The 25979-nt window shown below is 54.1% G+C and carries 22 protein-coding genes and 1 tRNA gene; 10 read left to right on the top strand and 13 right to left on the bottom strand.

Annotated elements, in window-relative coordinates:
- Nucleotides 1–8 precede the first annotated feature (8 nt).
- Both CFELI_RS05630 and CFELI_RS05625 read right to left on the bottom strand, forming a co-directional pair.
- Nucleotides 9–701 carry a uracil-DNA glycosylase gene (locus CFELI_RS05630; RefSeq protein WP_277104101.1) on the bottom strand — a complete coding sequence of 231 codons (693 nt, stop codon included), beginning with the start codon at nt 699–701 and terminating at the stop codon, nt 9–11.
- On the bottom strand, nt 701–1675 hold the full coding sequence (locus CFELI_RS05625) for a thiamine-phosphate kinase (RefSeq protein WP_277104100.1): 975 nt from the start codon (nt 1673–1675) through the stop codon (nt 701–703). Before CFELI_RS05625 ends, CFELI_RS05630 begins: the two co-directional genes overlap by 1 nt.
- Nucleotides 1676–2093: 418 nt before the next feature.
- Here CFELI_RS05625 and CFELI_RS05620 point away from each other — a divergent pair, with 418 nt between their 5' ends.
- Nucleotides 2094–3038 (top strand): DUF3515 domain-containing protein, encoded by a 945-nt coding sequence (locus CFELI_RS05620; RefSeq protein WP_277104099.1) that lies wholly within the window; start codon nt 2094–2096, stop codon nt 3036–3038.
- Nucleotides 3039–3141: 103 nt separating this feature from the next.
- On the opposite strand, the gene CFELI_RS05615 is transcribed toward CFELI_RS05620, so the two are convergent.
- Both CFELI_RS05615 and CFELI_RS05610 read right to left on the bottom strand, forming a co-directional pair.
- Nucleotides 3142–4215, bottom strand: coding sequence for a D-alanine--D-alanine ligase family protein (locus CFELI_RS05615; RefSeq protein WP_277104098.1), 1074 nt, complete (start codon nt 4213–4215; stop codon nt 3142–3144).
- Nucleotides 4216–4339: 124 nt separating this feature from the next.
- Entirely contained in the window at nt 4340–5335 is a 996-nt protein-coding gene (locus CFELI_RS05610; protein WP_277104136.1) for an NAD(P)H-dependent glycerol-3-phosphate dehydrogenase, read from the bottom strand.
- A 275-nt stretch (nt 5336–5610) separates the two neighbouring features.
- On the opposite strand from CFELI_RS05610, the gene CFELI_RS05605 reads away from it, so the two are divergent.
- Nucleotides 5611–6567, top strand: a complete 957-nt coding sequence (locus CFELI_RS05605) for an NUDIX hydrolase (RefSeq protein WP_277104097.1) — start codon at nt 5611–5613, stop codon at nt 6565–6567.
- Nucleotides 6568–7461: 894 nt separating this feature from the next.
- On the opposite strand, the gene CFELI_RS05600 is transcribed toward CFELI_RS05605, so the two are convergent.
- The 3 genes from CFELI_RS05600 to leuC form a co-directional block, all read right to left on the bottom strand.
- On the bottom strand, nt 7462–8451 hold the full coding sequence (locus CFELI_RS05600) for a hypothetical protein (protein WP_277104096.1): 990 nt from the start codon (nt 8449–8451) through the stop codon (nt 7462–7464).
- A 465-nt stretch (nt 8452–8916) separates the two neighbouring features.
- Nucleotides 8917–9507, bottom strand: coding sequence for a 3-isopropylmalate dehydratase small subunit (leuD, locus tag CFELI_RS05595; RefSeq protein WP_277104095.1), 591 nt, complete (start codon nt 9505–9507; stop codon nt 8917–8919).
- A gap of 18 nt (nt 9508–9525) precedes the next feature.
- Nucleotides 9526–10971 carry a 3-isopropylmalate dehydratase large subunit gene (gene leuC, locus CFELI_RS05590; protein ID WP_277104094.1) on the bottom strand — a complete coding sequence of 482 codons (1446 nt, stop codon included), beginning with the start codon at nt 10969–10971 and terminating at the stop codon, nt 9526–9528.
- 72 nt (nt 10972–11043) lie between these two features.
- Here leuC and CFELI_RS05585 point away from each other — a divergent pair, with 72 nt between their 5' ends.
- Complete coding sequence (locus CFELI_RS05585) at nt 11044–11766, top strand: IclR family transcriptional regulator (RefSeq protein WP_277104093.1); 723 nt, start codon at nt 11044–11046, stop codon at nt 11764–11766.
- A 42-nt stretch (nt 11767–11808) separates the two neighbouring features.
- Here CFELI_RS05585 and CFELI_RS05580 read toward each other — a convergent pair whose 3' ends face one another.
- Nucleotides 11809–12360: an HD domain-containing protein gene (locus CFELI_RS05580; protein ID WP_277104092.1), complete on the bottom strand. Its 552-nt coding sequence runs from the start codon at nt 12358–12360 to the stop codon at nt 11809–11811.
- Nucleotides 12361–12834: 474 nt separating this feature from the next.
- Between CFELI_RS05580 and CFELI_RS05575 the strand changes: the two genes are divergently transcribed.
- Nucleotides 12835–14121, top strand: a complete 1287-nt coding sequence (locus CFELI_RS05575) for a hypothetical protein (RefSeq protein WP_277104091.1) — start codon at nt 12835–12837, stop codon at nt 14119–14121.
- Between the two features lie 50 nt (nt 14122–14171).
- On the opposite strand, the gene CFELI_RS05570 is transcribed toward CFELI_RS05575, so the two are convergent.
- Nucleotides 14172–14244 (bottom strand) — tRNA-Glu (locus tag CFELI_RS05570).
- Nucleotides 14245–14327: 83 nt separating this feature from the next.
- Here CFELI_RS05570 and CFELI_RS05565 point away from each other — a divergent pair.
- From CFELI_RS05565 to CFELI_RS05555, 3 genes are read left to right on the top strand one after another with little or no spacing between them, the layout of a single operon-like run.
- Entirely contained in the window at nt 14328–15185 is an 858-nt protein-coding gene (locus tag CFELI_RS05565; protein WP_277104090.1) for a DUF4300 family protein, read from the top strand.
- A gap of 34 nt (nt 15186–15219) precedes the next feature.
- Entirely contained in the window at nt 15220–17802 is a 2583-nt protein-coding gene (locus tag CFELI_RS05560; RefSeq protein WP_277104089.1) for a GNAT family N-acetyltransferase, read from the top strand.
- Nucleotides 17799–18947, top strand: a complete 1149-nt coding sequence (locus CFELI_RS05555; protein WP_277104088.1) for an acetoin utilization protein AcuC — start codon at nt 17799–17801, stop codon at nt 18945–18947. The genes CFELI_RS05560 and CFELI_RS05555 overlap by 4 nt, the downstream gene beginning before the upstream one ends.
- A gap of 318 nt (nt 18948–19265) precedes the next feature.
- Here the strand turns inward: CFELI_RS05555 and CFELI_RS05550 are convergent, their stop codons facing one another.
- The gene (locus CFELI_RS05550; RefSeq protein ID WP_277104087.1) at nt 19266–20009 is read right to left on the bottom strand and encodes an SDR family NAD(P)-dependent oxidoreductase; all 744 of its coding nucleotides are present in this window, start codon (nt 20007–20009) and stop codon (nt 19266–19268) included.
- 7 nt (nt 20010–20016) lie between these two features.
- Nucleotides 20017–21183, bottom strand: a complete 1167-nt coding sequence (locus CFELI_RS05545; RefSeq protein WP_277104086.1) for an acyl-CoA dehydrogenase family protein — start codon at nt 21181–21183, stop codon at nt 20017–20019.
- Nucleotides 21184–21284: 101 nt separating this feature from the next.
- Between CFELI_RS05545 and CFELI_RS05540 the strand changes: the two genes are divergently transcribed.
- The 3 genes from CFELI_RS05540 (at nt 21285) to CFELI_RS05530 (ending at nt 24312) form a co-directional block, all read left to right on the top strand.
- A complete protein-coding gene (locus tag CFELI_RS05540) occupies nt 21285–21851 on the top strand; it encodes a TetR/AcrR family transcriptional regulator (protein ID WP_277104085.1) in 567 nt (188 codons plus the stop codon).
- A gap of 170 nt (nt 21852–22021) precedes the next feature.
- A complete protein-coding gene (locus CFELI_RS05535; RefSeq protein WP_277104084.1) occupies nt 22022–23734 on the top strand; it encodes an AMP-binding protein in 1713 nt (570 codons plus the stop codon).
- A gap of 77 nt (nt 23735–23811) precedes the next feature.
- Nucleotides 23812–24312: a MarR family winged helix-turn-helix transcriptional regulator gene (locus CFELI_RS05530; protein WP_277104083.1), complete on the top strand. Its 501-nt coding sequence runs from the start codon at nt 23812–23814 to the stop codon at nt 24310–24312.
- A gap of 4 nt (nt 24313–24316) precedes the next feature.
- Here CFELI_RS05530 and CFELI_RS05525 read toward each other — a convergent pair whose 3' ends face one another.
- Both CFELI_RS05525 and mmsB read right to left on the bottom strand, forming a co-directional pair.
- The gene (locus CFELI_RS05525) at nt 24317–25087 is read right to left on the bottom strand and encodes an enoyl-CoA hydratase (protein WP_277104082.1); all 771 of its coding nucleotides are present in this window, start codon (nt 25085–25087) and stop codon (nt 24317–24319) included.
- A 2-nt stretch (nt 25088–25089) separates the two neighbouring features.
- Nucleotides 25090–25977 (bottom strand): 3-hydroxyisobutyrate dehydrogenase, encoded by an 888-nt coding sequence (gene mmsB, locus CFELI_RS05520; RefSeq protein ID WP_277104081.1) that lies wholly within the window; start codon nt 25975–25977, stop codon nt 25090–25092.
- Nucleotides 25978–25979 lie beyond the last annotated feature (2 nt).

The following is a 25979-nucleotide window of genomic DNA, read 5'->3' as shown; positions in this document are numbered from 1 at the left end:
TTATCATCTTAGCCTGCCTTATTTGCCTGCGCCCACGAAATCGGCTCCACACCATAACCACGCAGGAAAGCATTGGCCTGACTAAACGGCCTCGACCCAAAGAAACCACGACGAGCCGACAACGGCGAGGGGTGCGCGGAACATAAAACCAACGACTGCGGGTTCGCCTCGATCAACGGCGCCACTTTATGTGCATCCTTGCCCCATAAAATCGCCACAATAGGTTGGTTGCGCTGTGCCAACACGTTGATCACATGCTCTGTAATCGACTCCCAACCACACCCGCGGTGGCTGCCAGCTTGCCCTGCTCCGCCACGTACACTCAGCACTCGGTTCAACAGCATCACACCTTGATCCGCCCAGCCACGCAAATCCCCAGTTTTGGGTCGGTCACACCCAATATCTTCAGTCAGCTCAGTGAAAATATTGACTACACTACGCGCCAGCGGGCTCACCGACGGATGCAGGCTAAACGATAGCCCCATGGCATGACCTGGGGTGGGATAAGGGTCTTGGCCAACAATAAGCACCTTCGTGTGCGATACAGGCTGAGAAAAGGCGCGCCACCGATCTTCTTCTGGGGGTAGGACGAGCCCAGTTTCACGCTCGAGGAATTCACCAACCTGGTTGATGGTATCGGCAACAGGTGTCAGCGCTTCTTTCCACGTGGGGTGGATGGGAAGTTGATCGAAGTAGCTCATCAGAAACTAGTCCATCCTTCTCGATAATGAGGGTGTGCGGAATCAACGGTGACTTCACCCATGGAATTGTGGCGAACAACGGTGCCAATTTGACGAAAACCCGTCGGCGGGGGACCAAAAGTAGTGCCTACAAGCGTGTGATCCTCTCCCCCGCTGAGGACGAATTTCCACGGGTCTTCTCCCACAAGCTCAGCGGCTTCGCGCACCAGTGGGCTTGGCGCGATAGTTTCGGAGAGCACATTGACACTGACCCCCGAGCGGCGCGCAAGGGTGCCTAGATCAGCAATGAGCCCGTCAGAGTTGTCGGTCATGGCGGTCACTCCTGCGGCGCGTGCAACAAAGCCGCGCCCAGGTGGCATCTCAGTCGAGCAGTGCGCACGGATAAGCGGTGCGAATTTTTCGGGCACTCCTTCACGCCCGAAGCGCGAGATCAGCGCATATCCGGCTGCCGAATCCCCAATTCCACCGGAGGCGACCAGTATTTGGCCCGGCCGCGCGTTTTCCAGCCTGAGTGCAGGCAGTGATCCCCCGAGTTGGCCCACTGCGGTCACTGAGATCACGATATTTTCGCCATCCGTAATATCGCCGCCAACAAGCTCTGCCCCGTAGTCCAACACGCGTTCGCCAATGCCGCGTGCTAGATCGGCAACAAATTGCAGTCGGGTGTAATTCGGTGCAGACAGTGCCAAAAGCGCGGCAACGGGACGGGCTCCCATAGCTTCGACGTCGGCAAAGTTTTGGGTGATTGCTTTGCGCCCGATCTCAGCGGGATTAGACCAGTCGAGGTTGAAGTGACGACCTTCAACGAGCATATCGGTGGTAATGACGGTGCGGGAGTTGGGCGCACCGTGGTCGAGGACTGCGGCGTCGTCACCGTTGCGTGTTGAGGGGGCGTGGCGCATAATGGTGTCGATAACTGCGTGCTCCCCCACTTCGGCAAGGGTGGGGTTTTTTACTTTGTTGCGGCGGGCCATGATCTCTTTTCTCACACCCCCATTCACTACTTCGTGCCCAGAGTGTGGGACTGAGAATCTCGCGCAGCCGCATTGCACTCAACGTGGGTACGCAGGCTGTGCTGGCAGGTGTGTTGTGTGTTCGTGTCTTTTAACATTATTTCAATGGGTGTTTATGCGCAGCAAACAACGCGCGATTAGTCTCCCCCTTCTCGTGTCTGTTGTCCCCGCAACTGGGCTTGAGCAGCACAGCTGATCGCGGAGTCGCACATTGTATCGTCGATGTTCTTAAGTTGCGTGCCGTATCCCGTTGTGTGGTTTTTAAGGGTGAATGGGCGTGGGTCGTTGTCACGTCGATCTGTGTGCCTTTTCACGCTGTGTTGGGGGTGGGCGGGGTGTGGGGTGGACGGTTGTGGTGAAGGTACTAGACTTGTGCCTTATGCGTGATTCTGTGAGTGGTGAGCTGAGCTTTAACAAAACTCCCATTGTGATTGCTTTGGTGTTGGGGGTGTTGCTGGTGATCGGCACGTTGGTTGGCGCCAAGGTTGCTTATAATCGGGCGGCGTTGCAGCCGGTGTCGATGGCAACGTTGGATACCCCGGATGCTCAGTCGGTGGAGTGCAAGGAGTTTATTGCGGCGTTGCCGAATAAAGTGTTGGGGCATCCGCGTGCCGAGTTGGTTGATCCTGCCCCCGCTGGTGCTGCGGCTTGGCGTTCGTCGTCAACGCAGCAGGTCACGCTGCGATGCGGTGTGCAGTTGCCGTTGCAGTTTTCCGCGTTGAGCACGTTGCGTGACGACGCCGGAACAGCGTGGCTGACCATCAAGGACGTGACCCCTTCCTCCACGATGCAAACGTGGTATGCAGTGCATAAGGAAAAAGTGGTGGCCGTGACCACGGATGCGGAAGGTCTAGCAGGTGCGGACTCTCCAGTGACGGATTTGGGATCAGCCCTTATGGTGCTCAAGGAAACTGAGCATCAGCCGCATCCGGTGCCGTTGACAGAGTTGGTGGCGGACAAATCTGAGCGCTGCGATGCTTTGGTGAAGCATCTACCGGAGCAGATTTCTGAGTATCAGCGTTCCTTGATCTCTTTGGATAAGGGGATGGCTGCGTGGGTTGCCGAAGGGCTGGAGCCGATTGTGCTGCGCTGTGGTGTTGCTTTCCCTGAGTCTTATACCCCTGGGGTGAAGGTGACACAGGTGGATGATGTGGTGTGGTTTGAAGATACGATTGTGGGCAATGGGACCACGGCGAGTTATTGGTATGCGCTCGGTCGCGATGCAGGCGTGGTTGTGTCCATGCCTCAGGCTGTCGGTAATTCGGCTCTGGTGGTTTTGGGCGAAGTGATGAGCGCGCATACTGCCGCCAGCGACTCGCAATAACACCAGTTCACAGCGCTTAGACTGCAGAATGAGAGCCCTTGCGCTCTTCGGTTAGGACTGAAGAGAACAAGGGCTTAATGCAACTGGCTCACGGTGTGAGCTTTTAGTGTGCGAGAGCCTGCTCGATGAGCGTGTTGAGCAGTTCTTCATAGCCGATGCCACTGGCGGCGAAAACCTGAGGGTACATGGAGATAGGGGTAAAGCCTGGCATGGTGTTGACTTCGTTAAGCACGGGGCCGTGGGTGGTTACGAAGAAATCGACGCGTGCAAGACCGCTGCAGTTTAATGCTTGGAAGGCTTCTAAGGACAGCGACTGGATCAGTGCGGTTGTTTCTTCCGGCAGCGGCGCTGGGATGTGCGCGGTGACAACATCGTCGAGGTATTTGGTTTCGAAGCCGTAGAAGCCTTCGTCACCAGAATTGGTGTCGACGAGCTGGGCTGGCACGCTGGCAACCAGGCTGCCGTCAGGACGCTGCAGGACACCGCATTCCACTTCCGAACCGACAATTTCAGCTTCCACGATCACCTTGGAATCGTATTCCCGCGCCATTGCCAGTGCGGCGTCGAGCTCATCCCAGCTGGTGACGCGCGAAATGCCGATGGAGGAACCGCCACGGGCAGGTTTAACAAAGACGGGCAGGCCTAACAGGGCGCGGTCTGCATCGCTGAGCGATTCCTCACCCCGCACAATTACTTCTTTGCCCACGGGTAGCCCTTCGGCGGCGAGGAGTTTCTTGGTGTATTCCTTGTCCATGCCGCAGGCGGACGATAACACACCGGTGCCAACATACTTCACGCCGGAAAGCTCGAAGAGTCCCTGAATGGTGCCGTCTTCGCCATACAGGCCGTGTAGTACTGGGAAAATAACATCCACATGGGCATAGAGTGTGCCGTCGGCGTAGCGGAATTCGCCCTTGTGGGCAGGGTCGACGCTTAGGTGTACTTCTTTTTTAAATTCCACTTCCGGCATGACGCGATCGATGGTGCGCAGCTTGTCGACGTCGGATTCGCCGACAGTCCAGGTGCCGGAGTGGGTAATTCCGATGGGGAATACTTCGTAGCGCTCAGGATCGAGGTGTGCCATAACCGCGCCTGCGGATACGCAGGAGACGGAGTGTTCGGAGCTACGGCCACCATAGACGACGGCGATTTTAATGCGGGAATCAGTAGAAGTCACGAATAGATACTCTACCCTTTTTCCGAATCATTCCCACGAAAGCACGGCTTGTGTTTCTCAATCAGCACCATTAGCTACACGGCTTTAAACCACGGCATGATTGCACCACGGGTACCGATTGTGCTTAGTGGCGTTGTTCTTGTTCGCTTTTTTTCGAACGCCCCATCAGCGCTGAAACCATATCATCTACGGCCATGCCTTCATGGCAGACTGCATACACTGCTTGAGTAATGGGCATTTCGACACCCATTTTCGTCGCCAGTTCGAATACTGCGGCTGAAGAGCTTACACCTTCTGCCACTTGCCCATGGGTGGCTGCTTTTGCTTCTTCTAGCGTTCCACCTTGACCAAGGCGCGCACCAAAGGAGCGGTTGCGCGACAGTGGTGATGAACAGGTTGCAACTAAATCACCTAAGCCGGCAAGCCCGGCGAAGGATTGCTGTTGGGCACCCATGGCCATGCCCAGTCTTGTGGTTTCGGCAAGCCCCCTGGTGATCAAGGTGGCGAGGGTATTTTCGCCTAAGCCTCGGCCTGCCGCCATGCCGCAGGCAAGGGCGATCACGTTTTTGCAGGCGCCGGAAATTTCACAACCAATCACATCGGTATTGGTGTAGGGGCGGAAATAGGGTGCAGCTAATGCGTGTTGGACTACTTGGGCGCGCTGTTCATCTTCGCATGCAATAACGGTGGCGGCAGGTTGTTCAAGGGCCACTTCCCTGGCTAAGTTTGGCCCGGTGAGCACCGCAATGGAGGATTTCGGCAGCCCTGTCACTTCGGCGATGACTTCACTCATGCGCAAGAAGGTGCCTTTTTCCACGCCTTTAGCCAGCGACACAACTATAGCGTCCGCGGGAATCAGGGGGGTCCAGTGTTTAAGGTTGGCCCGCAAGGTTTGGCTCGGGACGGCTAAGACCACAATAGATGCCCCCGATAGTGCTTCTTGGGCATTGTCGGTGGCATATAGATTATGGGGCAGTTCGATATCGGAGAGGTAGTCGGGGTTGCGGTGGAAGGTGTTGATATGCTCAGCTACCTGTGTGCGCCGCGCCCATAGTGTGACGTTGTTTCCGGCGTCGGCAAAGACTTTCGCCACTGTGGTTCCCCAGCTTCCGGCACCCATTACCGCGATCTTGAGCACTGCCACTCCTTGTCATTTATGAATCGTTGTCTTAATCTTCAGTTCTTTCCTACAATACCGAAGTGCTAAGCGCGCCTAATTCGCCTACATTTAGTTTTGAGGAATGAATACTGCGCACTCTCTTCACTCTAGTTCGTTCACCGAAACCCGTGTGGCGGTTTCCTCCCCCTCACCGAGCAAACATACTTCTGCAGTGCTGTGTGTTTTCCTCCTTTGTCCTTTGTTGTATCTTTCCCGAGTATGAAAGCCGTGTTTTCGTGACTAACTTTCCTCCTGCCCACCAGTCGAATGTCACTGGTGCTCTTGTGGCTACTTTCGAGAAAATTCCGGCTGCTCCCGCTGAGGACTTCACCCGCCCTGTCTTTGCTGCTGGGGCGGTTCTGTGGCGGCGAAATCAGCACGGTGACGTGGAGTATGCCTGTATTCATCGCCCGCATTATGACGACTGGTCGCTGGCAAAAGGCAAGGTGGATCCCGGTGAGTCTTTGCCCGCGACTGCTGCGCGGGAGATTTTGGAAGAAACCGGCTTTCATGTGCGTTTAACCAAGCTATTGCCGAAAGTGACCTATCCGATGGGTGGGAAAACGAAAGTGGTGTATTACTGGCTTGCTGAGGTTATTGGGGGTAGCTTTATCGCTAATAGTGAGGTAGATACTATTTCCTGGCTGGGCTTTGATGCGGCTGTGGCTACTCTTTCCTACACGCTTGATCACACCACGCTGCGGGCTGCTGATGCGCAGATTCAGCGGGGCGAAACTAGCCGGATCGTCCTTGTGCGGCAGACAGGCAAGGAAAGTCAGGCGACGTTGACGAAGGCTACGCAGCTGGCGCGTATGCTTGCACCGTTTCATCCACAAAGTGTTCATTCACTTTCTGAACATGCCTGTGTGGCGACTGCTACCCCTTTGGCCCAATGGTTGGGGATTAAGGTGGCAACTTTCGGCATTGCTGTTGAGGATTTACCCCAGGCTGATTTTGCACAGCTGATCCGTTCACTTACCGATGTTCCGGGAACACATGTGGTGGTAGCGCGCGGAAAGTTGATCCGAACATTTCTGCAGCAGTTGTGCCCAGCGCTTGCCGACGCCGGGGTCATCGAAGTATTCAAAGGCAGCTGCTGGTTGTTGGGCTTTAACAACCGCCAGCTTGTTGGCATTGATTATGTGGCATCCGCTGCTGCTGTCCTTGCGGCCAAAAACACAGTCAGCCAGTAATCTACCCACACGGCTTCACCCAACTTCCAGCTATAAGAGGGCTTTCCACCTATCACCACATAGCTCTGCATTGCTTGGCTAGTGAATCTGAATCCAAGCTGTTGCCTTTAAAGTGGTTTACAGCCACCGGGAATCGAACGCGTGCACAAGCTTTGGCGTCTTCTCGTTTCCCAGCATCAATGGCGCAGCTTCTTCGCCACAGTGTTTTCCACGAGACTGGACATGCTGGCCACCCCGAAAATGCCTGAAATGAGAAGGAAAAAATCTTAAGCAAACTATCAGTTAGAGATAGAGCACCTGCTACCTAGAAAACCGCTGGTCAATTCTGACCCCTTGCGCTGAAACTCTAACCGTTGTTTATCAGGAGAGTGCACCCGCAAAAAACGACCGCTTGGGAGTGGACGAGGCGACTGGCGTTGGGCGAAGACATTCGATACACACCCCAACACGATGAACCTATAAATGCGCAAGGATTAATTCAAAAATACTGATTCGACTTTCAGCAAACGTGCGAAAAATTGACCTGCGGTTTTACAGATAGCACTTGCTCTATGTCGAATCATTATTTTACTTATCAATGTAATGCCCTCTCAACACCCCAGGAAAAGCGCTACCAATGCAGAAGTGGCAACTAAAGAGATATCTCTGGTGGCAGAAGCTCAAGTACACAGGCAGTTATGATCACAAACCATGACATATCCCGCACACTTTGTACCACGCTTCCACCCACCACACCCCATTCCCTTTTCGTAGAAGAGAAAACCTCCCTCGAGTCAACGGCTTGAGGAAGACTTCCCAGCGGCCCCCAATCAGTCGCCCGCACCTTGATTCACAGCAACACCCTGCACGCTACACAAAGAGGAAATATCGACCGCGATAGTAATCTCGAACGCTTTAGCGGGGAAGGAACTGCTTCATGTTCAGCGCCGCAGCAATTACTCCACCAATACCCGCCAGTGCCGCAATCACCATGGCAAAAATAGCTCCAAAGCCCAGTGACGAACCTTGTGCGGGTGCAACCTGGACACTTGGTGGGTTCTGTTCTGGCGTCGATACGCTTGGGACTTGCTGCATCGTTGCCGTTGAAGAATCAGGCACCACAGCATAGGAATCAAACAGCTTTTTCATATCAACCGTGCTGTGCTGATTTTTCACACACGCTTCGCGCAGATCTTCCAACACCAGATCATGGGCCAGACGACGATCAGTTTGCTCCTGTTTAATGCGAAAAGCTGCAAGTGCAGCATTCGCTACCCCTTCCTTCGCCAACAACTCCGAAGGGGAAAGCAGTGCATCTGCACGTATCTGGTCAAGCTTGCGTAGAGCAACTTCCTTCGGGCCGGACTGGCTGGCAGGCACGCTCACACCAGCATCGCGGTACTTTTTCGCCTGGTTGCGTAGCTGCTCATGGCTAGGCGCATCCTCAACCGCTGCCGCACCGCCATAAAGCACGGGGAAATAGAAAGCGGCAAGCAGCTGCTCATCACTAGCTGCCCGTACCTGTTCAGACTGTGCGGAGTCACGCATCAAACGCAGTACTTGCGTGTCATCAAAGTTGGCAATATGTGCCTTATACGCCGCGATAAAGGACTTCAAGGAAGGGGCTTTGGCAAAATCAGCAGGAGTTGCTCCCCCATTAAGATCACGCAGCTCTTTTTCGATCTGCACTAAAATCGCCCCGGCTCCCCAGCTACGCCCCATGAAAAACTCTTGCTCAGCAACTAAAGAATCCACCACTAGTGCCTTTTCCGATTCTTCCAGCGAAACGTGGCAGGCCGAATCAACAACCGGATGAACCGTAGCCGCCTGCGCAACCTGAACCCCTGCGTGCACGCACACGAGGCTCAACGCACCAGCAAGAACCGACGTGGTGACTTTTTTCATGACACTTTCGACCTTTCCCCAACACTTTCAGCACAAGAAACAAAAACAATCAGACGTTTTCCAACAGAGGTAGCTTAAAGCAATTGGTCTCCGTTGTCACCACCACACAGCCACCCATCACCCCCGATCACCCCACATAACCACGCATTTTCAGTACATACATACGTGCCCAAAAGCCACAAACACCAGAATTGTTAAACAATGTTTGATTGTGTTTGGCCGCAACATGAAGTGCCCAACGAGATCATTCTCCCTATTTCCTGCACGCTTTACTCCCTCACCATGCCCCTTTCTCGTAGGCTTCCTACACGCACAGCACAGTGAACCCCACTGTTGTTTCAGAAAACTGCATCGTTTAAACAAAGTTAGTCCAGACCAGGCTCTTCACAGGTGCACATGTCCACGACGTCGACAAGCCCCGCATAGAAAGCTGCGGGGCTTGCCAATACTTACACTCTATGTGCTTTAAAAAGTCTTCGGCTTGAAGCTGGGGCGCTGTGATTCAAAAGCTGCAATCTCTTCTTCTTTGCGCAACGTAAGGCCGATATCATCCAAGCCCTCCATCAAACGCCAGCGAGTGTAATCATCAACCTCAAACGGGTACACATTGCCTTGGCACGTCGCAATGCGTTGCTCAAGATCGACAGTAACCTCCACACCCGGGTTTTGCTCCAGCTGCTTCCACAAAAGCTCAATATTCTCCTGCGACATCAACGCAGCCAACAACCCTGCCTTACCAGAATTGCCGCGGAAAATATCCGCGAAGCGGGACGAGAACACAACCTTGAAACCGTAGTCCATCAGCGCCCACACGGCATGCTCACGCGAAGAACCAGTACCAAAATCAGGACCGGCCACCAACACCGAACAACCTTGGTACACATCACGGTTGAGCACGAAGTCAGGCTCGTTGGTGCGCCAGTTGTTAAACAGGCCATCCTCAAAACCAGTGCGAGTCACACGCTTGAGATAGACAGCTGGGATGATTTGGTCGGTATCCACGTTAGAACGAGTGAGCGGGACAGCGATGCCGGTGTGCTTAACAAATTTTTCCATGGTTTTTCTTTCGCTTTCCTACACTGCGGGCAAATCGGCGGGAGAGGCAAAACGCCCAACCACAGCGGTGGCGGCGGCAACCTCCGGGGAGACGAGGTGCGTGCGACCACCCGGCCCCTGACGACCTTCAAAGTTGCGGTTTGAGGTTGAGGCGGAGCGCTCCCCTGGTGCGAGCTGGTCGGGGTTCATGCCCAAGCACATGGAGCAGCCAGCTGAACGCCAGTCGGCACCGGCGTCGATAAAGATCTTGTCCAGCCCTTCTTCCTCCGCCATCTTCTTAACCAAAGCGGTGGAAGGCACCACCATCATGCGCACGCCCTCTTTCACCTTGCGCCCCTTGAGCACACCGGCGGCGGCGCGCAGATCCTCCATACGGGCATTCGTGCAGGAACCCAAGAAGACTGTATCCACAGGGATTTCACGGATTGGGGTGCCTGGTACCAGATCCATGTATTTCAGCGCTTTTTCGGCAGCTGCCTTGTCGTTGTCGTTGGTGAAGTCCTCTGGGTCTGGGATCACAGCGTCTAATGGCAAGCCTTGACCAGGGTTTGTACCCCAGGTAACAAATGGGCGCAGCGCAGAGCCGTCAATCTCAACAACGGTATCGAACTCTGCACCCTCGTCGGTGGGCAGGGTCTTCCAGTATTCAACAGCAGCATCCCAATCCTGCCCCTGAGGCGCAAGCTCACGACCCTTGATGTACTCAAAGGTGGTTTGATCCGGTGCGATCATGCCCGCGCGGGCACCTGCTTCGATCGACATGTTACAAATAGTCATGCGAGCTTCCATGGAGAGCTTTTCAATAGCCTCACCACGGTATTCAATCACATGACCCTGGCCGCCGCCGGTACCAATTTTCGCGATGATAGCCAAGATCAAATCTTTAGCTGTCACACCTTCTTGCAATTCGCCGCTGACGTTAATCGCCATGGTTTTAAAAGGTTTCAGCGAAAGGGTTTGAGTAGCCATCACATGCTCAACCTCAGAGGTGCCAATACCAAAGGCCATGGCACCAAATGCCCCGTGGGTGGAGGTGTGGGAATCGCCGCAGACAATGGTCATGCCGGGCTGAGTGGCACCGAGCTGGGGTCCTACTTGGTGCACAATACCTTGGTTGATATCACCCATGGAGTGGATGCGCACACCGAATTCTTCACAGTTTTTGCGCAAAGTGCCTACCTGGGTGCGAGAAATCATGTCGTTAATTTCAAGCAGGTTGCCGCTTTTAATGCCTGCGGTAGGCACGTTGTGATCTTCGGTGGCGAGGTGCAGTTCGGGGTGGCGCATCCTGCGGCCAGCCAAGCGGAGTCCGTCGAAGGCTTGCGGGCTGGTAACCTCGTGCAGGAGCTGTAAGTCGATGAAAATGAGGTCGGGCTCGTCCCCATTTCCTTTGGTTACTACGTGGTCACGCCATACTTTTTCGGCCAGTGTTAACTTCTTGCCGGAATCCACGGGGCTGGTCATGGATGAAGGTCACCTACTTACTGTCAAAGTCGCTCATTAGAATCTCACTAATTGAGATGTTAGTATCATAGCATGGGACAGAATAATTCAGAATCGGCACCAACAAGTGGCATTAAGGTCCTCGACCGGGCTGTGCTGATCATGCTCACCGTTGCAGAACACCCCCGCTCACTCGCGGAACTATGCGAGGCCACCCAACTCCCCCGCGCCACCGCACATCGACTTGCCACCGCGCTTGAAACGCATCATATTTTGACGCGAACCTCCGAGGGCAAGTGGACGATTGGCGCCGTACTCACCAGCCTTGGCGCAGGCAGTTCCACAAAACTTATCGACGCCGCCACCCCCATCATGGCTGAACTCATGGACACCACGGGGGAATCTGTGCAGCTCTACCAGCTCGCTGGTGCTACACGCGTATGCATCGCGGCACAAGAACCAGCCTCGGGTTTGCAAAATACTGTCCCCGTGGGCACCCGACTTCCACTTTCCGCCGGCAGTGCCGCCAAAATTTTTCTCGCCTACTCCTCCCCCGCGCTGCGCGATAGCATCTTGAGTGATAATCCGCAGTTTACGCAGGAAGACCTGGATCGGGCGCGCGAAAACGGGTGGGCTGAATCAGTATCGGAACGCGAAGTAGGATTGGCATCAATTACTGCCCCCATTTTCGATGCTGAGGGACTTTTTGTCGCCGCTTTATCCATTTCTGGCCCAGCTGAGCGTTTCCGCCCCTCCCCAGCAAAGTGGTCGAAAGAGCTTATCGACGCCGCACTCACGCTGTCAGCCTTGCTCTAAAAGCCTAGGCCACGGCGCTTTCGCGACTTTTCTTGCGCATGTTCACAGCACCACCACCTGCTTGACCAAGCCCGCAAATTCCGCCACAAGTGGATGCGCGGGCATTTTTCGCGCCACAAGCTCACCCATCTTCGTATACCACCACTGTTGCGCTTGTTTTCCGGCATTAAAGCGCTCCCACAGCTTGTCACCGTGTTCATCAAAATCGGCAAGAATGCTCTGAAGGTTGTGGTACTTATCAGCAAGCGCAAGAAGCACCGCCTCATCACTGGCCTGTTCAAGTCTTGCAAGATAATCATCGGCACGCTTCTGCCAAGTATCCAAAGAGCTATCTTTGGTCACCTCAAGAACAATGCGTGCAACGTTGGGGCCGAATTCTGCTTCAACATCAACCGTTCCCGGCCGGTCTTCGATGACGTCGTGAAGCAGTGCAGCGATCAGAAGATCTTCATGTACATCAAACTGGGCGAGAATATGCATCACCGCAAAAAGATGACTTATATAAGGAATTTTTGTTGCTTTTCTATAGTGCCCATCATGACCCACACTGGCTACGTTAATTGCCCGCATCAGACGCGGGGATAAAACACTCACCTTCGTATCCTTTCACGCAGTGGTTAAGGCACGCCCTCTCAACAAAAATATGAAAAATTCTGCTGAAAAGCACACCTTCTGTAAGCACCGCTGCACAAACCAGCCCCTCCATTGTGACCATGTGTACAAAAAGGGCTCACCATAAATACTTCACAAGGGTGTTGAGCCCCGGCACACAACAAACGGTGCGCACACACAGTCACCATTGAGAATACGCTGTACTGTGCTACCTGACCACACCGTCGCATCCCACCTTATCCCCCCTCAAACACAGATTATGAGCACATACTGAGGCCAATTGCGGTGTACGCATTACCCACATTTACCCCTGAACCCTCGAATAAAATTAAAAAATCGATGTAATTTTGCTTAAAAATATTTCTTCGCGCTACACCTCCTGCAAAAAATGGCTGAAAAACAGCAAATATCTTCAGTCAACATCTTTGTGAATACCTTAAAGCTTGAGGAGGAACAGTGAATACCCACACACGCCCCTGGCATAGCACCGTGGCCTTTCTCGCTGCACTAGCACTGATGCTCAGCTTGATCACAACCAGCGCCCGCGCTGACGATTCCGAACCAGAAACGTTGTGGATCAACGGCGTTCAGGCCACAACTTCCAACTATTCAAACATCTTGGGCAATGGGACTGCCAGATTCGATCCAGCCACCACAACGCTGTATTTAACAAACGCAGAGGTCACAACTCCCGTAGTTCTCACCCCCGAAGCAGGAACGGTTGAGGTCGCAGGAATCTACTCGACCTACAAAAACCTCACCGTTTACCTCACCGGGAAAAATACTGTGACCATCAATGAGAGTTCGCACGGTATTAATGCAGCGTATTTCCGCGGGCACCAATCAGGCACTATCACTTTTAGCGGTACGGGTGTCCTCGAAGTAACAACCAGCGATACCCAGCAATGGAATTCCGCGATCCATGCCCTTCCAAGCATCGTCGTTGATGGGCCAACATTAGTGCTCTCAGCAGGAAAATCAACAAAGTTCTGGAGTGCGGGCTTAAGTTCAAGCTACGCCATCACAATCAATTCTGGAACAGTGAAGTCCTACACCAAGAATGCGGCAGCAGGCAGCCGAGCGATCTACGCCCAAGAACACGAACTCACTATTAACGGCGGCACCGTCAATGCGAGCTCAACTAGCCCCACAGACAGTTACGCCCTATCGGGAATTTTCATCCATATCAACGGTGGCGATATCACCGCTACCGCTGGCACCAATAGTGTCCAAACCGGTGAACTCAGAGTTGCCAACACCATGCACACCCAGGTCAATCACAATCCCACCGCGTCGGGTGCGCAGACATGGACGGGTCAGCCCCCACTGCACGAAGCTCAACCAGCCTATAAGTACCTGCACATTTCACAACGTCCCGTTGCACCCACCCCCACACCAACGGTCACGCCGACAGTCACACCACCACTCGCCCCAACCGTCACGCCAACACCAACTGTGGTACCCACATCTAGCCCGACACCAACCCCCACGCCAGCACCAAGCACGACTCATTCGCCGAGCTCTACTCCAGTACCGACGGCAACAGTCGAACCTTCTTCTACCAGCAGCTCAACAACTCCTCCCCCACCGAAGCCGACTTTCCCCACACGGGCTCTGTCGGCCGTTCTTGCCACCCTCGGGGTTGTTGCCATCGCATTATTAGGCGCAATCGGTGCTTACCTTGCAGGACTTATCCCCACCCAACTCATCCCCTTCAGCCTGCGCGGAATGCTCAGCCGCTAAACCTCAAAAAAACCTCCTTCCCTAAGAAGGGAAGGAGGTTTTTTGAATTGTACCCCGTACGGGATTTGAACCCGTGTTACCGGCGTGAGAGGCCGACGTCCTAGGCCGCTAGACGAACGGGGCATTGCGTTCCTTGCGGTACGAATCAAAACAATATACGAACATAAAAAACTTAACAAATCCGCAGATCAGACTAGGATTGTGCCATGCGCTGGGAAAACATACTACTGACCCTCATCGGAATACTCACACTCACCCTCACAGGCTGCGCCAGTGAAGAAAAAGCTGTCACCTTCAGCAACCTCGTCGATACCCAATCCCACAGTCTTGTGCGCGAAGCCTTAAGCGACGCTGGTGTATCAGAAGAAAACATCTCCCGTTTCCTAAGCAACGTCGAAGAATTCAACACCACAGTGCCCACCGGCTCACTCGTTGCCCAGGGCTTTGTCAACTACAACGACACAGCCACTCATTACGATCTCGAAGCAATCTCTGAAGCGTGGCTGGAAAAGTACCCTGAATACCCCGGCACAAATTGCCGCATCAATTCCTTTGTCCTTGGAGCCAATAGCTTCACCATCGCCTCGAACGCCGAGGTTGACCCAAGCCTGCTCTTTATTGATTCCGATTCCCTTCGGCAATCACCGATCCTCAACGAAGAAGAACGGCATAACTTCGACGTCCTTTATGGCCGAATTCCTACCACTGCCGAAAAGGACCCCGACCAGCATGCCGCAGATATTGAGAAATACTTTGCAAGGCACAACATCGTCTTCAATAACCCCAACGTTCATTTCGTTGCAGTGTTCCTCCACGACATCCTCGACGAACCCGCGCACATGTTCATCGGACACGTCGGAATCGCCGTTGAACACGAAGGAAAAATGTTGTTCATCGAGAAGCTGGCTTTCGACAAACCCTACCAAGCCCTACTCTTCCCCGACCGTGAGCACCTGCAGCGCTATCTGATGGATGCCTACGACGATAGTGCTGGCCAAGACTATTCTCATCCGTTGATCGTGGATAACGGAAAAGTACTCCCCTGGAAAGTAAAAACGCAGTAGCATAGGTGATAAATGTGAAAGGGGTAACACAACAGTGAGCACTCATCTCAATCTCAGCCGCTGGGAAGCTGATGTCATTTTAAACGATGGTGGCATCGCCACCTTACGCCCGGCGCGCCAATCAGACCGTGAGGCGATTATTGAGTTTTATTCGCGGGTTTCGCCGAAGTCGAAGTATTTGCGTTTTTTCTCTACTCATCCGACGTTGAGTGATGATGATTTGCGCCAGTGGTTGGATATTGATTATTTCGACACTGTGACCTTGGTGTTGGTGGAGCGGGAGCGGATTGTTGCCACGGCGCGCTATCAGATTGTGGAGCAGTTTTTGCCGGCGCGTGTGGCTGATGTGTCGTTTTTGGTTCAAGATGATCATCATGGTCGTGGGGCGGGGAATATTTTATTGGAGCATTTGGCGCAGATTGGGCGGGAGTGTTTGGTTGAGCGCTTTTTTGCGGAGGTGTTGGTTGAAAATCGGAGTATGATTCAGGTTTTTATCCGCGCGGGTTATGAGGTGAAGCCTGAGTTGGAGGATGGGTTTATTGTTGTTGATTTTCCCATTGATGCCACACAGAGTTCGCGTGAGGTGATGGAGCGGCGGGAGTTGCGGGCGGAGGCGAATTCGATTCGTCGGTTGTTGGAGCCGAAGTCGGTGGCGGTTGTTGGTAGTGTTGCTGATTTGCAGCGGGTTGCGCCGGAGTTGTTGTCGGCACGTTTTGCGGGTCAGTTGCATATTGTCACTCATGAGGGGGAGGATGCTGTGCATTTGCGCAGCATTGTGGGGGATGTTGATGTGGTGATTGTGACGTATTCTTCGGAGTCGATGGAGGGGGTTTTGGCGGCGGCGGCTGAGAAGAATGCTGCTGGGGTGATTTTTATGGCGCAGGGGCCGAATCCGGCGGTGTCGGAGTCGGATGCTGTGCGTTTTGTGCACAAGGCGCGTTCGTTTGGGTTGCGGGCGCTTGGTCCTGCGGCGTTGGGGGTTATTAATACTGATCCTGCTGTGCGGTTGAATGCTTCGCCAGCGCCGATGCCGAAGGCTGGTTCGGTGGGTTTGTTTACGCAGACTGCGGGTATTGCGACGTTGGCGTTGTCGCATGCGTTGGATCGGGATTGTGGGTTGAGTTCGTTTATTTCGACTGGGTCGTTTGCGGATGTCACTGCTAATGATGTGATTCAGTTTTGGGCGGATGATCCGCGTACGAGTGTGGCGTTGTTGTCGATTGATCAGATTGGTAATCCGCGGAAGTTTTTCCGGGTGTTGCGGCGTTTGGCTTTAGCGAAGCATGCGGTGGTGTTTGTGCCGTCGCGGGCGTTGAAGTCGGCGCGGCATCATCATGTGACTGGTTTGGCGAGTGCTTCCGCGCATGCGTTGGATAGTGTGATCCGTCAGACTGGTGCGATGGTGGTGAGTCGTCGGGACACGATGTATGACATTGCGAAGTATTTGAGTATGCAGCCGGTGCCGAGGGGGAGGCGGGTGACGTTGATTTCGAATTCGGCTGGGTTGAATGAGCAGATGCGCCAGTCGGCGATTCGTTTTGGTTTGGTTCCTACCCCGATTACGGTTGCGGGCGATCCTGTTCAGGAGATTAGTGCGGCTACGCAGCGTGCTGTTGAGTCGGGGGATGCGGATGTTGTGCTGAGTGGGATTGTGGAGATTAATGCCAGGGTGTTGGAGGATTTTGCGGTAGCAATGTCTGGTATTAACACCCAGATTCCGCTTGTGGCAACAATGGTGGGCTTCAGGCGTCCTGAGTTGCCGGAGTCGGTGGAGTTTAAGGTTCCGTTTTTCCCGAATTATGCCGATGCGTTGGAGACTGTGTCGTTGGTGGTGGAGAATGCGCAGTTGCGTGCGGCAGCAAGGCCTCATCCGGATGATGAGGTTGCTTGTGGTGATAGTGCTGCGGTGCAGGCTGTGGTTGCATCTGTGTTGGATGAGTCACCGGAGGGTAGGTGGACTACGGATGAAGAGACTGCGCAGATTTTGGCTGCTTATGGCGTTTCTTTAGTGCCGTGGATTGCGGTGGATAGTTTTGAGCAGGCTGTTGAAGCTGCTGAGGAGTTTGGTTGGGATGTGGTGTTGAAGTCGGTGCATCCTGTGGTTCGGGGTCGGCCGGAGCTTAATGCTGTGATTCGTAATATTGCGGATGCGGATATGCTTAAGATTGCGTGGTCATCGTTGGAGAATCTCGCCACGATTTTTGATCTTGATTCGATGCTTCCGGTGGTGCAGCCGACGGTGTCGCCTGGGGCAAGTTTGGTTGTGCGGGCTATTGAAGACCCAGCCTTGGGGCCTATGGTCAGTGTGGGGCCTTCAGGTATTGCTTCGTCGTTGCTCAATGATGTCAGTTGGCGGGTTCCTCCGCTGCGTCGGGTGGATGCGCGCAGTATGTTGGAGGGTTTGCAGTCGGCTGAGTTGTTGCATGGGCCTACTCGTTTGGATTCTGTCGAGGATGTGTTGATGCGCATTGCGGCACTCAGTGATGATATTGCTTCCATTGTGGAGGTGGAATTGACACCTGTGATTGCCGGTAGTCGTGAGACATCTGTGGTGGGGGCACGAATTCGTATTGCGGCATTGGCTGGTGAGCGTGATCCTTTAGCGAGGTCGCTATGAAACCTTTGCTTCTTCATACGGCTGAGCTGTTGGAGTATTCCTTTGGCGAGGATCACCCCATGGGTCCTGATCGGGTGCGCGTGGCCATGGAGTTGGCGCAACATTTTGGGGTGCTGGAGCTCTTTGATATTGCTGAGCCGCCACTTGATTGTGCGGCTTATGTCGCTTCAGTGCACTGCCCTGACTATATTCAGGCGACCATTGATCAGACCCCGGATCTTGATTTTGGGATTGGTGATCATGAGCACCCGCTAACACCTGGTTTAGCCCCGATTGCCGCCAGGGTGGTGGGTGCGACTGTCGCTGCTGTTCAAGCGGTGTGGAATGGTACGCATGCCCGCGCGGTGAATTTGTCCGGCGGGTTGCACCATGCGACGTTTAATCGCCAGAGTGGTTTTTGTATGTACAACGATGCTGCGGCCGCTATCCGCTGGTTGTTGGATCAAGGCGCAACACGGGTGTGTTATCTCGATCTTGATGCTCATCATGGGGATGGGGTTGAGGCGATGTTTTGGAATGATCCGCGGGTGCTGACTATTTCGGCGCACGAATCGGGGTTGTATCTGTTTCCTTACACCGGGTTTTCGCACGATATTGGGGGTCCGGATGCGGCTGGGACTGCGGTGAATATTGCTTTCCCGCGCCATACGCGAGATGTGGAGTGGCTGCAGGCTGTGCATGGGATTGTCCCGCAAATCTTGTCCCGCTTCCGCCCTGAGATCATCATTTCGCAGCATGGTGCTGATCCGCATCGCAATGATCCGTTGGCGGATCTGGAATTAAGTATTGATGCGATGGCGCTTGCGTATCGCTCTGTTGCTGGTTGGGCGCAGAAATATGCGAAGGGTAAGTGGGTGGCAATTGGCGGTGGCGGTTACAATCGCGACTCCGTGGGGCGTGCCTGGACACAGCTGTTGTGTGCTGTGGCAGGCGTGGAACTACCGGCAGATGCGACGCTTCCTGCAGGCTGGGAGCAGCGGGTGCGCTGTGATAGTGGGCTGATGCTTGGCGACGCCGGCGCAGCGCACGCACTTGCCGATTTCTCCCCCGAGCGCAGGCTCACAGTCCAACCCTGTGCCCCGATGGTGGCAACCAGCCGCTCAATTTTCCCGTACTGGGGTTTAAATCCTTATCCTGGGCATTAGCACAAGGCCCAATCCCCTTCAGTGCGCCCCCTTTACTGCACCGAAGGGGAATAAAGGGTGTTGGGTCAGGGGCGAACCTTCCCAGCGCAGCGTGATACCCCACCGAGAAAAACTGTGGGAATACTGACCATGGATCTATGAGAATTATCAGTTAGAGATAGAGCACATGCTACCACTAAAACCGCAGGTCAATTTTTCACCTGCGCGCTGAAACTCTAACTCATAGGGCTAGAGCACAGAGAAAATCCTCCCCAAAGCATTAAAAAGCGTCAGTTCCGTCGTCATCATGACGGAACCGACGCTTATGTGTCCTGTACGTTAGCGCGGTGGCATACGAAGCGCACCGTCGAGGCGAATTGTCTCCCCATTAAGATACGGATTGGAAACAATCGACAAAGCCAACTGAGCATACTCCTCCGGCTTTGCCATGCGCGCCGGGAACTGCACCAGCTTTTCCAGCTCTTCGCGGTATTCAGGCGAAATACCTGCCATCATGGGTGTTGCCACAATGCCTGGGGCAATCGCATTCACTCGAATCCCCACTCCTGCCAAATCCCTCGCTGCACAAATACTCAGCGCATGAACCGCTCCTTTAGAAGCCGCGTAGGCAGCTTGTCCGATCTGGCCTTCAAAGGCAGCCACGGAGGCGGTGTTAATGATCACCCCACGCTGCTTATCAGCATCCATGGGTTCTTGACCAGCCATTTTCTCAGCAGCATAGGTGAGCACATGGAACGTACCCAAAAGGTTCACATTGATCGTTGTGGCAAACAACCCTGGATCATGCGGGCCTTTACGCCCTACGATCCGCATCGACGGACAAATGCCCGCGCAGTTAATAGCCACCCGCAGTGGATCCTCGATCCCAGCAATTGCGTTGCGAACCTGCTCAGGATCAGTCACATCCACCTGAAGGTAGGTAATACGTGGATCTTTCTCACACTCAGCAGCCAGATCGAAACCATAAACCTGATATCCGGCGTCGGCAAGCGCACGAGACGTCGCCGCACCCAAACCCGACGCGGCACCGGTAACAACAGCAGAAGCATGCATTATCAACACTCTCCTTCTAAACAAAGGCCGACTGGCCAGTAATCGCACGGCCAACAATCAACGAATTAATCTCATACGTGCCCTCATAGGTGTACAAAATCTCGGCATCGCACAGCATCTTCGACAGCTCATATTCCGTCAAAATACCGTTACCGCCACCAATCGCACGCCCACAGGCCGCCGATTCCCGCGCCAAACGCGTGGTCGTCGCCTTCGCTAGAGCCGCGTAATGCATCTGTAAATTGCCCTGCTCTTGCACCCACGCCAACTGGGACATCATGGACAAACTCGCTGTCGCATTACCCAAAATCCGCGCCAGATTTTCCTGAATCAACTGGAACTTCGCAATCGGCTTGCCAAACTGCTCACGGGAGAGCGCATAGTCGCGGGCAGCATCAAAAATACCCAGCTGCAAACCAGCACCCTGCCAACCAACCCACGCACGGGAATTCTTCAAATAAGTATTCACATTTTTAAAACTCGCCGCGCCAGGGATTAGATTCTCAGCCGGAATCTCTACATGATCAAAGCCAAGGTCCGCGTTTTGCATGATCCTCAGCCCCATCTTGCGCGAAATCTTCGACTTCGTCACCCCGTCACGATCAAGCTCAACAATGAATCCCTTAATCTCATTATCAGCAGTATCGCGGGCAAAGACGATGGCAAAATCGGCGAAAGTACCGCCACCAATCCAGCGCTTCGCTCCCGTAATCACCCAGCCCGACTCCGTCCGAGTCGCGGTGGTAGCTAGACCACCTGCAATATCCGAACCATGATCCGGCTCCGTGAGCGCAAAGCAACCCACCTTTTCAAACATGCGCAAGCCTGGAAGCCACGTCTTCTTTTGCTCCTCCGAGCCCAAATCAGCAATCAGCTCCAGCACCAGCTCATTATGGATACCCACGAGCGCAGAAATCGACACATCAGCGCGGGTAACCTCCGCATAGACCAAGCCCTTCAGCAGGCGGGATGCGCCCGTGAGCTGCAATTCACCCAAGCCCTGTGCGGCCAGTTTCGGCAGCACATCAAAAGGGAACTCCTCTTTATCCCAGTATTGGCCAGAAATTGGGCGAATTTCGGACTGAAGAAACTCATGGATCTGCTGATATTTGTGACGTTCTTCCGATGAGAGTCGGTGGGTTACGTGGAAAAAATCTGCCTCGGGCAGCGACGTGGTGGTCAAGGCTCCTCCTAAGAAACAGTACGATTTATCCTAAGATCGTACGGCTAGTTGGCAGACTTCGCAACGACTTTGAGAAAAAATCTCATGAGACAATAGAGATCATGACCCCATTAACAAAGCGGCAACGCGAACTTTTCAGCGCCCTTCTGCGCAGCTTCCTCGAAGAAGGCTTCGCCAACTTCACTATCGACGCGGCCACAAAACGCTACAAATGCTCCAAAAGCACCGTCTATGCCTTAGGCGATACGCGCGATGCGATTATCAAGCGCATCCTCATCTCCTTCTTCAACGAAGCAGCCCGCATTACTCAGCAACAGTTAGCAACCCACAAAAACCCCCACACAGCCCTGACCGCCTACTTTGAGGCGATCGCCACCTCCTTAAAATCCGCCTCCCCCGCCTTTATGCGAGACCTCACAGAGGTAAAAGTTGCCCAAGAAATTTATGGCCGCAACACCAAAGCGGCACTAGAAAGCATCATCCAGCTGATTGAAGCCGGTATCGCCAGTGGCGATTTTCATGCCCCCAACCCACGTTTCCTCGCCGCCATGATTACCGACACGATGCAAAACATCCAATGCGGCGCCTATGCCGAGCATATTAGTGCCCACGATGCCTACCTCGAACTGGGAAGAATAGTCATCGCAAGTGTACGAAAGTCGAGCTAAACGTTCTCTTAACCCTTCAGAAGGGGGCAAATTCGGCAGAAATTACGGGAATTTTTCGATATTTTTCAGCCAAAACCCTTACTTTTATTTCAATCTCGAACTACTATGTAGTGAGACGCAGGCCACAAGTTGTGGTTTGACTGTGAACATAAAAGGAGGGGCTTTTCGCCATGACTGTCACCGAAGAGTTCAAAAAAGCACGAGACTTCCTGGTCACCCACCGCGAGGATTATCTGACTGCCCGCGCGGGCTTCGAGTGGCCACGTTTTTCCCACTTCAACTTCGCCATCGACTGGTTTGACCACCTCGATCCCGAGCGCGAAGCATTGGTGATCTGCGAAATGGACGGCACGGAAACCCGACGGACTTTCGCCCAGCTTTCGGCTCGCTCATCCCAGTTGGCGAACTGGTTGGAGGAGCAAGGTGTTAAGCGCGGCGATCGTGTGATGTTGATGCTCAACAACCAGGTCGAACTGTGGGAATCCATGCTGGCCTGTATCCGTGCTGGTTTCGTTCTCAACCCAGCAACCGCTATGTTGGGCGAGGCTGATCTGCAGGATCGTACCGAGCGCGCTGAGATTAGTTGGGTCATTGCCAACGGCGAAGATGCAGCAAAGTTTGAGCATGTCCAGGGCGATTTCACGGTGATTCAGGTCGGCGACGAGGAAGACGCGCAGTCTGCGCACCCCACCCTGCGCTACAGCGATTCCTATTCCGCGAGCCAAACCTATACCCCTACCCAACTCACCGCAGCTGATGAGACTTTGCTGCTGTACTTCACCTCCGGCACCACCTCAAAGGCGAAGCTGGTGGAGCACACCCACACTTCTTATCCGGTTGGGCATTTGTCCACCATGTATTGGATTGGGCTTAGCCCAGGAGATGTGCATCTGAATGTGGCAGCCCCAGGTTGGGCGAAGCACGCGTGGAGTAACTTCTTTGCCCCGTGGATCGCAGGTGCCACCGTATTTTTGTACAACTATGCGCGTTTCGACGCCGCCGCACTGATGGATGTGATGGATCGCGAGGGCGTGACCAGCTTCTGCGCTCCCCCTACTGTGTGGCGCATGCTGGCGCAGGCCGATCTGACTCGTTTGAAGAAGCCCCCAACAAAACTCGTTGCCGCGGGCGAGCCACTGAATCCGGAGATGATTTCTCAGGTGGAAAAGGCCTGGGGCACGACTATCCGCGATGGTTTTGGCCAAACGGAAACCACCGTGCAGATCGCTAATACCCCAGGCCAGTTGGTCAAGCCCGGTTCGATGGGCAGGCCGCTTCCTGGCATGGATGTGGTCTTGGTTGACCCAGTTACAGGGGAAGAAAGCAACCATGGTGAGATTTGCTTGCGCATCGATCCTCGCCCCGTGGGCTTGACCCCTGGCTATTTCGGAGATCCAGAGAAGAATGCCGAAACCTTCCGCGATGGGTTCTACCACACCGGCGATATCGCCGATAAGGACGAGGATGGTTACATCACCTACGTTGGCCGGGGTGACGATGTGTTCAAAGCCTCCGACTATCGCCTCTCCCCCTTCGAGCTGGAATCGGCAGTAATTGAGCACCCAGCGGTTGCTGAAGTTGCGGTGGTTCCTTCCCCTGATCCGATCCGTTTGGCTGTGCCGAAAGCCTATGTGGTCTTGGCCAATGGCTTTGCGCCGGATGCGGAGACTGCGGAGTCGATTTTGAAGCATTGCCGTGAGGCTTTGGCCCCCTATAAGCGTATTCGACGCCTCGAATTCCATGATCTTCCTAAGACAGTCTCAGGTAAGATTCGTCGTGTGGATCTCCGCAAGCGTGAAGTGGAAATCCATGCTCAAGACCCAGATGCGGCGAAGGTAGGCGCGGAGTTCTGCGACAGCGACTTCCCCTCCTTGCGCGGATAACCTTACAATAACCCTCGGTGACAATAACACCGAGGGTTTTCCCTTTTTGATACCCACACCGGAAAGCGACGCACTGAATGAAAACCACCAAAGATCATATCGCTGAAGCTAAACGCAATTGGCAGGCACACGGCTGGCCTGATGCTGCCGAAGGCATGGCCACGGTGGTATCGGTGATTCGCGCAGCGCAACTTCTCAGCGCGGAGGCAGAACGCATCTTGAGCCCATTCGGTATCAGCTTTTCACGCTACGAACTGCTCGCCTTACTCATGTTTTCTCGCTCCGGTGCATTACCAATGACGAAAGCTTCCACGCGTTTACAGGTTCCCCCAGCCTCAGTCACTCATATGGTGTCGCGTTTAGAAAAAGATGGGTTAGTCAAACGTACCCCTGATCCACATGATGGCCGGGGTACGTTGGTGGGTATTACAGATCAAGGCATCGCGCTGGTGAATGCGGCAACCCCAGAGCTTAACGAATTTTTCGAAAACTTTGGGCTTGACGCCACCAATCGCGATGCCTTGTTCCGTTTATGCTCCCAGGTTCGCCACACGTATGGCGATCCTGTGGAGGATTAAGCTTTTAAGAGTTGGTGAAGTCAGGCTTTCGCTTATTCACGAAAGCATCCATTCCTTCCTTTTGATCATTGGAGGCAAAAACGGAGTGGAAGACTCGCCGTTCAAAGTCAACGCCCTGTGCAAGAGTGGTTTCAAATGCCGCGTTGACAACTTCCTTCACCATCATGGATGCAACCAGCGACTTGGATGCGATTGTTTCCGCGGCCTCGGTGGCGACGTCGATAAGCTCATCAACACCAACAACCCGCGAAACCAGACCCGAACGCTCAGCTTCGTGCGCATCCATCATGCGCCCGGTTAAGCACATATCCATAGCTTTCGCTTTGCCCACCGCGCGGGTCAGACGCTGCGAGCCACCCATGCCCGGCAGAACACCAAGGTTAATTTCAGGCTGCCCGAACTTTGCATTATCGGCGGCGATAATGAAATCGCACATCATGGCAAGCTCACAACCCCCGCCGAGGGCATAACCTGCGACCGCAGCGATGATGGGAGTGCGCACGCGGGTGAACTCTTCCCACCCATAAAACCAGTTCGACATGTACATGTCGGTGGCGGATTGTTCGCTCATTTCCTTAATATCAGCACCTGCGGCAAACGCCTTGGTGCTGCCGGTGAGCACAATGCAGCCAATACCACGGTCGCGGTCGAAGTCTTGAGCCGCCGCAACAACCTCACGCATGGTGTGATCGTTCAGCGCATTCAAAGCCTTCGGGCGGTTTAAGGTGATAAAACCGACGCGACCAGAACGAGAAACCTCAATATTGTCGTACATTCCTACACCTTACCTTGGCGAATGCTCTCAATAATGCCGGAGAAATCCTTGCCTGCGCCTTCACCTTCAGCAAATGCACGGTACACCTCAACTGCTAGTGACCCCATCTTCGCATCCGTACCTGTTTGGGCGATCGCATTCGCGGCCAAGCCTAAATCCTTCGACATCAACGCGCCTGCGAAACCAGGCTGGAAATCGCGGTTTGCCGGGCTGGTCGGTACTGGGCCTGGGACTGGGCAGTTAGTATTCAGCGCCCAACAGGAGGCAGTTGCGGTCGACGCCACGTTGAAGAAGACCTGTGGGTCGACACCTAAGTTTTCTGCCAACACAAAAGCTTCCGATACTGCAATCATCGACACTGCCAGCACCATGTTGTTGCACATCTTCACTGCTTGGCCGGTGCCACTCTCCCCACAGTGCACGATGGTTTTACCCATCGCTTCAAGCACGGGGCGGGCAGCTGCAAACGCCTCGTCGCTGCCACCGACCATGAACGTGAGGGTGGCGTTGTGTGCACCCACGATGCCACCTGAGACCGGTGCGTCCACTGCCCGATGCCCCTTGTCGTGCACCATGTGTGCAACATCGCGGGCATCGGCGACATCGATGGTGGAGCTATCGATAAACAGTGCGCCTGGTTTTACACTGTCGAGCACACCGTCGCCATACACTGCTTTCACAATCGCCCCATTGGGCAGCATGGTGATCACCACATCAGCATCGCGTGCCGCCTCGACAGCGCTTGCACAGTTTGCCACACCGTGTGTTTCGGCTGCTTGACGGGCTGCTTCTTGCGGGTCGAAGCCGCGCACCTGAAAACCGGCTGTGACTAGGTTTGCTGCCATCGGCCCGCCCATGTTTCCCAGGCCGATAAATGCTACAGTTTTCATCA

Origin of the sequence: Corynebacterium felinum, assembly GCF_030408755.1 — a bacterium.
Taxonomy (GTDB): domain Bacteria; phylum Actinomycetota; class Actinomycetes; order Mycobacteriales; family Mycobacteriaceae; genus Corynebacterium; species Corynebacterium felinum.
This window is presented reverse-complemented; position numbering and strand designations above follow the sequence as displayed.